Source organism: Kamptonema formosum PCC 10802, from assembly GCF_000332335.1.
In the GTDB taxonomy this organism is placed as follows: Bacteria; Cyanobacteriota; Cyanobacteriia; order Cyanobacteriales; family Oscillatoriaceae; genus Oscillatoria.
In genome coordinates, this window is record NZ_KB235948.1 from 5,378,513 (window position 1) to 5,388,471 (window position 9,959).

The 9,959-nt window shown below is 53.1% G+C and carries 10 protein-coding genes and 1 pseudogene; 7 read left to right on the top strand and 4 right to left on the bottom strand.

Annotated elements, in window-relative coordinates; genetic code table 11:
* The first annotated feature begins 628 nt into the window (after positions 1-628).
* Positions 629-1,507, top strand: a complete 879-nt coding sequence (locus OSC10802_RS0123610; protein ID WP_198525178.1) for a M48 family metalloprotease — start codon at positions 629-631, stop codon at positions 1,505-1,507.
* A 196-nt stretch (positions 1,508-1,703) separates the two neighbouring features.
* Entirely contained in the window at positions 1,704-2,129 is a 426-nt protein-coding gene (locus OSC10802_RS0123615) for a hypothetical protein (protein ID WP_017719241.1), read from the top strand.
* A 417-nt stretch (positions 2,130-2,546) separates the two neighbouring features.
* Here the strand turns inward: OSC10802_RS0123615 and OSC10802_RS47855 are convergent, their stop codons facing one another.
* Positions 2,547-2,732, bottom strand: a complete 186-nt coding sequence (locus OSC10802_RS47855) for a hypothetical protein (protein WP_082218414.1) — start codon at positions 2,730-2,732, stop codon at positions 2,547-2,549.
* A 240-nt stretch (positions 2,733-2,972) separates the two neighbouring features.
* Here OSC10802_RS47855 and aspS point away from each other — a divergent pair, with 240 nt between their 5' ends.
* Positions 2,973-4,772, top strand: coding sequence for an aspartate--tRNA ligase (gene aspS, locus OSC10802_RS0123625; protein ID WP_017719243.1), 1,800 nt, complete (start codon positions 2,973-2,975; stop codon positions 4,770-4,772).
* Positions 4,773-4,968: 196 nt separating this feature from the next.
* Here aspS and OSC10802_RS0123630 read toward each other — a convergent pair whose 3' ends face one another.
* Complete coding sequence (locus tag OSC10802_RS0123630; protein WP_017719244.1) at positions 4,969-5,169, bottom strand: hypothetical protein; 201 nt, start codon at positions 5,167-5,169, stop codon at positions 4,969-4,971.
* A gap of 285 nt (positions 5,170-5,454) precedes the next feature.
* A complete protein-coding gene (locus tag OSC10802_RS0123635) occupies positions 5,455-6,276 on the bottom strand; it encodes an RpnC/YadD family protein (protein WP_017719245.1) in 822 nt (273 codons plus the stop codon).
* A gap of 606 nt (positions 6,277-6,882) precedes the next feature.
* Between OSC10802_RS0123635 and OSC10802_RS0123640 the strand changes: the two genes are divergently transcribed.
* The 4 genes and pseudogenes from OSC10802_RS0123640 (at position 6,883) to OSC10802_RS0123650 (ending at position 7,710) form a co-directional block, all read left to right on the top strand.
* A complete protein-coding gene (locus OSC10802_RS0123640; protein ID WP_017719246.1) occupies positions 6,883-7,086 on the top strand; it encodes a type II toxin-antitoxin system HicB family antitoxin in 204 nt (67 codons plus the stop codon).
* 5 nt (positions 7,087-7,091) lie between these two features.
* The gene (locus OSC10802_RS55815; RefSeq protein ID WP_255349167.1) at positions 7,092-7,226 is read left to right on the top strand and encodes a hypothetical protein; all 135 of its coding nucleotides are present in this window, start codon (positions 7,092-7,094) and stop codon (positions 7,224-7,226) included.
* Between the two features lie 100 nt (positions 7,227-7,326).
* A pseudogene (locus tag OSC10802_RS57055) lies at positions 7,327-7,479 on the top strand (DUF6888 family protein); the annotation flags it as partial.
* Positions 7,465-7,710, top strand: a complete 246-nt coding sequence (locus OSC10802_RS0123650) for a DUF6887 family protein (protein WP_512699233.1) — start codon at positions 7,465-7,467, stop codon at positions 7,708-7,710. The pseudogene OSC10802_RS57055 and the gene OSC10802_RS0123650, both read left to right, overlap by 15 nt.
* 144 nt (positions 7,711-7,854) lie before the next feature.
* Here the strand turns inward: OSC10802_RS0123650 and OSC10802_RS44725 are convergent, their stop codons facing one another.
* Positions 7,855-9,474 carry a pre-peptidase C-terminal domain-containing protein gene (locus OSC10802_RS44725; RefSeq protein ID WP_017719248.1) on the bottom strand — a complete coding sequence of 540 codons (1,620 nt, stop codon included), beginning with the start codon at positions 9,472-9,474 and terminating at the stop codon, positions 7,855-7,857.
* Positions 9,475-9,959 lie beyond the last annotated feature (485 nt).

The window sequence follows — 9,959 nt, forward strand, 5'->3', positions numbered from 1 at the left end:
TCCATCCGGTGGCTGCGGCATGCCGGTGAACCGCTCTTCGCCCGTTTTGCTTTTGCAGCAATTAATAATTTTTTATCCGTTTGATTAATAGGAATCAGCGGGGGAAGGGTGCATCTCATTTTGGTCATCCCCTCACTCCCTTTCCCGCCTGCAAGGAGATTTTGAATAATAAACCGCCCCCATGAAGGGACGCCAAGAAGGAAGAAGGAATTAAGCTGTTAGGCTTTTAACCTGCTTTTCCCTTGAAAGGAGGCAGAACCTCCAGAGGTCGATTCCAGGCTCTGCCTGGAAGCGAGAGAATATAAATAAATAGCGTAAATTAAATGCAATTGCTTTGCGGATATAAGGCGTAGGACAGGCGTCTCGCCTGTCCCAGTGTCCTAATCTAAGTGGCTACAGCTATATATCAAGCCGCCAAGCGAGAAATTTTTGATGAGTCCCTCTGAGGGATTGAAACAGTCCGGGTGCGGGGACTGAAAAATCCGTACCAGCCGGTTGGGGTTTTCTGCCCTATCCGCCCAGAAAGCGCTCAGTACAATAGAAGCAACGATAAGCGACAGCAAGTGGGTGCGAGGTTGAGTGGATGGATTGCACTCCCTCACCCGAAGCTGTTAAAGGAGAGCTGGTGATGAACCAATTCAAAACTGTTGCCCTGTTAAGTCTGCTGAGCGCCCTTTTGATCTCAATTAGCTACTGGCTAATCGGCGGGACGACCGGCGCGATGGTTGGGATTGCCCTGGCGGCTGTGACAAACCTGGGCTCTTGGTATTTTTCCGACAAGATTGCCCTGGCGGCTTACGGTGCTGTGCCGGTGAGTCCCGAGGGAGCGCCCGATTTGTACAGGATGGTGGAGGGGCTTAGCCAGCGTGCCGGCATGCCGGTGCCGGATGTCTATATTATTCCCAGTCCAGCTGCCAATGCCTTTGCCACCGGTCGCGATCCCGAACATGCGGCTGTGGCAGTCACAGAAGGGATTTTAAACATCCTGCCTGAGGATGAGCTCGAAGCCGTGATCGCCCACGAACTCAGCCACATTATAAACCGCGACACCCTGACCCAAGCGGTAGCCGCCACAGTCGCCGGTGCGATTTCCTTCTTGGCGCAGATGGCCAGTTACGGGATGTGGTTCACCGGCGGCTCGCGGGACGACCGAGAGGGGCCAAATCCCCTGGCGCTGCTGCTGAGCGCCATCCTAGCGCCGGTAGCCGCCACAGTGATTCAGCTGGCCATTTCTCGGACGCGGGAGTTTGCAGCCGATGCCGGTGCTGCTAAACTGACCGGCAACCCCCGCGCTTTGGCTCGCGCCCTCCAGCGCTTAGAAAACAGTTCCAGGCAGATGCCCATCGAGGGCAACCCCGCCTTTGAGCCGCTGCTGATTGTGAATGGGTTTTCGGGCCGGCAGTTTCTGGCCAGTTTGTTTTCCACCCACCCCTCCACCGAGAACCGGATTCAGGAGTTGCTCAAGCTAGAGCAAAAACTGCCTGCCGCTTCTTTCGGGAGGTTCTAGAGTGCCGGTCAGGGCAATCGCAGAAACCGGGTTTCTCTGGAAAACCCGGTTTCTTAACCCCGCCCCCAATCCTTGACCCAAACTCTAAACTGTTAAGTAGAAATTTGTGAGCCATTGGGCACACAAAATCAGTAAACGTGGGGGGCGAGTAAAGGCGCACCCCAGAAACAGATAACAAAACAAAGGAGAAACGAAGATGGCGTCTGAACCCACTGTGCCCAAAGAGTCCGCAATTGTGGAAGTCAGCCCAGAGACGAACGCTCTGGTAGAAACTCAGATGGCTGGCGAAAAAGATGAGATCAAACAGGAAACGAAAGAGCTGATTGAGGCGATTAAAAGGCTGGCACAGTCAGAAATGCAGTCTGCCGGCGAGTTCACCCGCGACGCCTACATCAAGGCTGTGCGGCAAGCCCGGGAAACCATTGAGCGCATTAAACTGATCGATTCCGACCGGTTTGAAAAGTCTTTCCAGATTCTGGAGTCAGAAACCGAGAAGAACTGGCAGTCTGTGGTGAAAGAAATGGCTGACTTTGGCGACCGGCTGGTGGCTGCTGCTAAAGCGGCGTGGGAGGTGCTGACTGCTCCTCGCCCGTCGGATTCTGACCGCAAACCGAAGGAATAAGCATCGGGCATGGCGCATCGGGCATGGCGCACCAGACTGCGAGCTTTTGCGTGATGCCCCATCGCCCACTGCCCCAATGCCCATGTCCGCGCCCTAACTGCCTGCTGCCACACCCTCTGTTAGCGAGTGTCCGCAAGGGCTGAGGGCCTTGTGGGACCCTGAGGTAAGCTGATATTTTCTCCGATTAAATGAGATTCGCAAAACCCGCCTCCAGACGGGTTTTGTATATATGCTTTCAACCGGATATTAGAAAATGTTGCCTGCCGGCACCCCTTTTTGTGGGGCCCATCCGCTATTCGTGGCCCAATTTCGGGTGCCGGTGGCCGATTTTCGGCAGGGAATTGCTGCAAATTAGAGCAGTTCCGATTAAATGAAATTTGCAAAACACGCCTTGAGACGGGTTTTGTATATATGCTTTCAACCGGATATTAGAAAATTTGACCTGCCGGCACCCCCTTCTGTGGGGCCAATCCGCTGTTCGTGGCCCAATTTCGGGAGCCGGTGGCCACTTTTCGGCAGGGAATTGCTGTAAATGAGATTCTCTCCGATTAAATGAGATTTGCAAAACACGCCTTGAGACAGGTTTTGTATATATGCTTTCAACCGGAGATTAGATAAGTTGCCGTGCGGGCGACCGGGCTGCGGCGGACAGATAAGATTGGCCTTGCCGCCTGAGCTTCTCTCCCTCACCCCCCAACCGCCGCTGTGACAGAATTTCTTCTCATGGTGCATAATGGGAAAGCTCAGAGCCTGCTATCCTAGAAAGGCTCTATAAGCTTACTTGCAGTCCCTGCAACACTTCTGAGTATCAACGTTAAAGCCCATTTCCAGAAATCCACACCTATGCGAACCCACTATTGCGGCCAACTCCGAAAGGAACAGATTGGAGAAACTGTCACCCTCTGTGGATGGGTTGACCGTCGCCGCGATCATGGGGGCGTGATTTTCCTAGACCTGCGCGATCGCACCGGCATAGTCCAAATCGTCAGCGATCCCGTTCGCACGCCGGCTTCTTACGAGACGGCAGAAGCCATGCGCAGCGAATATGTGGTAAAAATCACCGGTCGGGTGACGCAACGCCCCGCTGATTCCCTCAATCCCAAACTGGCCACCGGCGAGGTGGAAGTGTACGCTGATGGGATTGAGCTGCTCAACAAAGTCCACAAGTCGCTGCCTTTCCAGGTTTCGGCGGCGGAAACAGAACAGGTGCGCGAGGAGTTGCGCCTGAAGTACCGCTATCTGGATTTGCGGCGGGAGCGCATGAGCCGCAATCTCCAGCTGCGCCACGCTGTGGTTAAGGCGATTCGGCGCTATTTGGAAGACGCGCAAGGTTTTATTGAGGTGGAAACGCCGGTGCTGACGCGCTCGACGCCGGAAGGGGCGCGGGACTATTTGGTGCCCAGCCGCGTCAACCCGGGCGAGTGGTTTGCTCTACCGCAGTCGCCGCAGCTGTTCAAGCAGTTGCTGATGGTGTCGGGGTTTGACCGCTACTACCAGATCGCCCGCTGCTTCCGGGATGAGGACTTGCGCGCCGACCGGCAGCCAGAATTCACCCAGCTGGACATGGAGATGAGCTTTATGTCTCTGGAGGATATTCTTGAGCTGAATGAAGGTTTGGTAGCACATATTTTCAAAACTGTCAAGGGGGTGGAGTTGCCGCGTCCTTTCCCCCGCCTGACGTATGCTGAGGCAATGGGCCGGTATGGCAGCGACAAGCCGGACACGCGCTATGGCTTGGAGTTGGTGGATGTCTCGGATTTGATGAAGAACTCTGGGTTTAAGGTGTTTTCGGGGGCGATTGCTGCCGGTGGGATTGTGAAGATCCTGCCGGTTCCCGGAGGGAATGAGGCAATTTCCAACGTGCGGATTAAACCGGGCGGGGATTTGTTCAATGAGGCGAGCGCTGCCGGTGCGAAGGGTTTGGCTTATATTCGCGTCCGGGATGACGGGGAGATTGACACGATTGGCGCGATTAAGGATAATTTGAGCGAGGAGCAAAAGCAGGAACTGCGGCGGCGCACCGGCGCTCAATCTGGGGATTTGCTGCTGTTTGGCGCGGGAGAGGCTAGCGTGGTGAATAAAACGCTCGACCGGCTGCGCCAAACGATCGCTCGCCAGCTGGGATTGATTGACGAAAGCAAAATCAATCTGCTGTGGGTGACGGATTTCCCGATGTTTGAGTGGAATGCGGACGAGAAGCGCTGGGAGGCTCTGCACCACCCGTTTACTGCGCCGCACCCAGATGATGTGGGCGATTTGAAGAGTGCGCGGGCGCAAGCTTATGACTTGGTGCTGAATGGGTATGAAGTCGGTGGGGGGAGCCGGCGGATTTACCAGCGGGATATTCAGGAGAAAGTGTTTGAAACGATTGGTTTGAGTAAGGAGGAAGCTTATAATAAGTTTGGCTTTCTGCTGGAGGCGTTTGAGTATGGCACGCCGCCGCACGGGGGAATTGCTTACGGTTTAGACCGGCTGGTGATGTTGCTAGCTGGAGAGGAGTCGATTCGGGATGTGATTGCCTTTCCGAAGACGCAGCAAGCGAGCTGTTTGCTGACGAATGCGCCGTCTGGAGTCGATGAGAAGCAGCTGAAAGAGCTGCATGTGGCTTCGACTTACAAGCCGAAAGATAAGCCGTCAAGCTGAGTGCGCGCGCAGGGGAACCCCACCCCCTCACCCCCTCTTCGTTAACGGGGAGGGGAAATTTGGAGTCCCAAAAGGCGCTCCCACCGACGTAGGACAGGCGTCTCGCCTGTCCCAAAAGGCACTCCCTTCGACGGAGGACAGGCGTCTCGCCTGTCCTCTCGCCTGTCCTTTCGGTGCAAAAGTCTGAAACATCGGTTCATCTCGCTAAACATGTGTCTTTGGTTGGAGTCGTTTCTCGTTTGACATGACCGGACATGACAGCGTACTGCAAATCTGTCAGGGCGTCAATATCGTCCAAGCTACAGCCGGCGTTAAACAGCCGCTGCAGCTGTTGTTCCACGTCAACGGTAAGATAACCCTTTGCAAACACCTGTTGGACAACTTTGCGAATCATCATCAGCCGTTATATTTCTTAAAGTTCCTGAGCTTGTCCACTCAGTATTGCACTCGCGCCTCAATTGCTCCGTGATGCGAGTTTCCCAGGTGTTGTGATTCTCTGGGGAGAGGTGTTGTGATTCCGATCGCAGCCGGGAGGGCGGAGGCGGGCGGCTGGATGGGGCTGGGAAGGGGGGTGTGCCGGTCAGGGTAAGGGTGAGGGCTCACTCACCGGCGCTGTTTGTCGAGCCGGTGGCTCAAAGCAGCAGGGTGCGCTGGTAACGCACCCTGGAAGTCCTAAAAAGGATTAACGAAGCTGGCGGATAAAGGCATCGAGCGCCGCACAAGTCCAAGCCTGACGGAGCAAGCCCTGCAACTGTTCAGGTGTCAGCCCCTCTAGCTTCGGGGCGACCTCTGCCGGTACAGAGCCAAACCTGGCGTCGAGAGCGTCCAGGATCGAGGTCTTTAAGGCTTGTTGCTGTCCTTGCTGCACTCCTTGCTCCAGGATGTCCTGATAAATTACCGACTCTCGCATGATGTCCTCCCGAAACAATTGCCGGATCGAGTTTTTGTCAAAGCGCAAACCGGCTAGAATGGTACTGCAAGCCGTAATTTGGCCCCGCTGTGCCGGTGTCTCTATCTTAGACAATTCTTGAGCCACTTGACTGAGCAGCCGTTCTGGCGCATCTGTGCGGCACAAACTGGCTAAAGGTAAGAGCGCTGGATTTTGCAATAAGGGTTTTGGATCTTGCTCCCACATCCGGATGATTTGATAGCGGTGCCGCGTGTTTTCAACGCGAAAGGTATCTTTTAGTCGTTTGGCGGCGGGTGTTTCTTTGAGCAAGATAAGCGTCTGAGTCACCGGCACGCGATAGCGCCGGTAGAGTCGAATCCAGTAGTCCAGCATTCTCAACGGTAGAGGTGGCTCCTCATCTACGTCAACCTCGAATTCCAGGTGCAGAATTCGCTCGTGGGTGCGCAGGAAGGTGAGATAGTCGGCGCGAATGGGTTCGATACTCAATTCGGTTTTGAGAACTTCAACTGATGGGGGGACTTGTCCCAATATCCAGCCGGCAAACTGGGAGGGGTAAGTTTCGGAGAGATATTTACAAGCGTTGTCATAAGCCATTAGAGCGAGTGAACTCCTGATTCAGAAGGGGGTTAAAGTTGAGTTTATAGCCTTTCTCATATTAGTGAGGTACTGAGAAACCCGGTTTCGTAGGGGCGGATCCCCGTGCCATCGGTGTCAACTTAAGCTCCCGGCGATTGAAATCGCGGCTATACAAACGAAGTCCGCCTTCGCGGACTTAAGAGAAGAACTAGAATCTTAAAACCCTTGCCTTGCGGGTTTTGTCTGTGTAGCTGCGGTTTCAACCGCCGGGAGGCTGCGGGACACAGCTTAAATTGACACCAATGGGCACCCACGGAGACCGCCCCTTCCGGGTTTCTGGGCTATAGTTCATCAAACTGAGAACCGCTATATAGCGCTTTAGGATAAGTGAGAATTGCACCTCTATAAGAGAAAGGCGATCGTTCAATCACCGGCAATCTCAGGAGGAACGGGTGCGTTCCCGAGTCTCGCTCGATCCAGCAGTGAGGTGACAGGAGAGGGAACGCACCCTACTGCGGAACGGGGGAAGCGGCGAAGAAATTTTCAAAAGCCCCTAGGCAGAACGATAGGGATGTGGTAAAATGAATAACAGGAGTTAAAGTTCCGCCGGTGAGCGCGAAAAATATGTCTCGGACATTCACGGCAATCGTTTATTGGGAAGAGGATGTCTATGTTGCCCAATGTCCTGAAGTGGGGACAGCCAGCCAGGGAGAAACGATTGAAGAGGCGCTAGCCAATCTGAAAGAGGCAACAGAACTGTATTTAGAGGAGTTTCCTTTGCCTAAAACTTCCCCTCGCATGCTAACTTCAGGCGGGGGTTTCAGTTGAGGAGTTTGTCAGCAATCTTTAAAGGTTCTATTGAGGCGGGGGTGGTGAGCGCTCCATCACCGGCTTTCGTCGCGCCGCAGAAATGGCTGAGGGGAAGAGCCGGTGGAAGGCATGTCAAGGTGGAGAGTTACTCTACCTAGAGGCGCTCGCCCTCGGGCGAGGTGATGCCTTGGCCATTTGGCATGTATGAGCGAAGAGTGCTATATTTTAAAATAAATAGAGCGTTTTAGAGGAGTAGCTATTCTTCCAACAGCAGAACAAGGTATAACCTGTATCAGGTTATGTCAATATTTGACTAATTTTTACCGGTCGGTCGAGATATTGCGTTTAGACGAGCGCGATGGCACGGTATTCATTTTCGCAGGAGAAGAACTTCAAATCCAAGTTAGTCGAGATGGAACGATTTCTAACATGAAACCAGACTTTGATAAAATGAGCAAGGCTGAGTTGCGAGCCTACGCACTCGCTCACCGGGATGATAGTGAAGCTTTCTACAAACTTGTTGACCGTTTGAAGGCTGATTCTAAAGACCAAGTATGGCATCCCTGTCCGAAAGCACCGGAAGACTGGGAAAAGTTGCCGGACTTAATTCAGGAGCATCTAAAAAAACAGGCGGAATCATAAGCTTTTTTAGGAGTGTCTCTTGCCGGTGAGCGCACTTCCTCAGAGGAGTGCGATCTACCAATCACCGGCAATCTCAAGAGGACCGGGTGCGTTCCCGACTTTCGCCATAAGTGGGGCTAAGGAAGGGGGAACGCACCCCACTCATCACACAAAAGTCAGGTTAGTGCTGTAGTTGGTGCTATCCAGCGGGTTGCTGGCCAAAATGCCGGCGAAGTCTGTCCCGCTTGCTAAAGTTTCAATGTTTGAGGTGTCGGAAGAAGAACTGCCAAAGGCATCGCTGAAAAGAGTGCCGGTGGTTGCGCTACCATTGCCGTTGAACTCTTGAATGACAGAGACAGTTGTATCTTTGGAAACCGCCTCACTGCTGCCGGCAACTTGATCGGAAGTGGGAGTGCCGGTCAGGGGGTCAATGTTAAGCGTACTGTTCAAAAGGTTAGGCCGGTTTTGGGAAGTGGCGACGGCTTCTGCTGCCAATCTCAGTTCGTAGTTGGTATTATCATCGGTGTAATATCGAGATACCCTAATAAAATAGCTGCCTCGCTCTAGGTCTGTGCTGATGTCGGCGTTGCTACCAGAATAACCATAGTCCTCCTTCAAAACATCCCCATCTCCATTATCAATCTGACCGTTGTTGTTTTTGTCCTTAATAAGCTGCACGTTGGCATAATCAGTCAGGGCTGCAAGCGTCACGCTTAAATTACTGTTACTGTTTAGGGTGAAGCCATAGTAGTCGTTCGGGTCAGTTAGGCCAACGAAATCCTTGAAGGTGGTGGTGTTGGCGCTCAAAGCTCCAATGTTGAGCGCGGTGCTCAGGGTGCTGCCTGGGTCGGTTGAAGTTGTGGCCGGTTTAGAAGTTACCCCCAATCTTAGGTCGTAGTTGGTATTATCATCGGTGGAATATGGAAATACCCTCATGAAATAGGTGCCGGCTTGTAGGGATGTGCTGATGTCGGCGTTGGAACTAGAAGAACCACTGTCCTCTTGTAAAACCTCCTCATCAGCAGTATTGATCTCACCGTTCTGGTTGTAGTCCTTAATAAGCTGCACTTTGGCATAATCAGTCAGCGCACCGAGAGTCAAGTCAACGTCACTGTTATTGTTTAATGTGAAGCGGTAGTAGTCGTTGCGGTCATCAGTGCCCACAAAGTCCGTGATAGTGCGGTTGGCACTCAGTACGCCAAGATCGGTAGCAGATCTGAGAGTGCTATTTGCCGGGGGGAGAGGATCTCCGACTGTCGGCGTTGGTGTCGGCGCTGCGCCTGAGGAAGAAGCAATGCGTCCTTCTTTCCGCCCAAAATTTACATAGTGTTCCAATGCCTGCTGGTAGTTGAAACCGGCTTGCTTCAAATCCGCGTTATTATTCAAATAGAAGCTGACATTGAAAGTTGGTGACGAGGCGCGTCCCTCCTTTATGCCAAAATTCCGGAAGTGGTCAAACAGTTGCTCGTTCGTCAGACCGGCTGCTGCTAAGTCAGGATTGGCATTCCGGTAGAAAGACACATTAAAAACCGTGGATAAACCGCGCCCCTCCTTCACCCCAAAATTGGACAGATGGTCATACAGTTGCCTGTTGGTGGTCAAACCGGCAGCCGCCAAGTCGGGATTGCTAGCCGCATAAACGCTCAGATCCACTAAGGGAGAAAATGTCCGTCTCTCGTTCAGCCCAAAGTTTAATAAGTGTTGCAAGGCTTGGGCATCGTTGAGATTCCGCAAGTCCGCGTTGGCTGAACGGTAGAAATTTGCGTCAAAGACATTAACAGCCATAGATTACCTCTCGCCAAATAAGTTGAAATTAGCTTCCATAAGAAGCCGGTGGATAAAAATTAAAGCATCTTTAACTGGGTAGAGTACAGTTAGATCCCCCAAAGGGCAGGCACAGGGGCCATCATTATCAACTTAAGCTCCCGGCGATTGGAAATCGCGGCTATACAAACGAAGTCCGCCTTCGCGGACTAAGAGAAGAGCAAGAATCTTAAAACCCGCGCAGGCGGGTTTTGTCTGTATAGCTGCGGTTTCAACCGCCGAGAGACTGCTAATGGCACAGGGGCCTGCCCCTACAAGAGGGGCTTTGAGAATGTCCCCCCCCTTTGTAGGGGCGGGCCCTTCCGCCCCGGCGTTGGGGGGATCTAACTGGTTCACTTGTAACTAGCAACTTCCCCAAAGTTAATTTGCGTCGTTGCACAGCACCTGCGATCAACCCCTCTCTTTTCCCCCCCTCCCCGTACACGAGGAGGGGGTTGGGGGGTGGG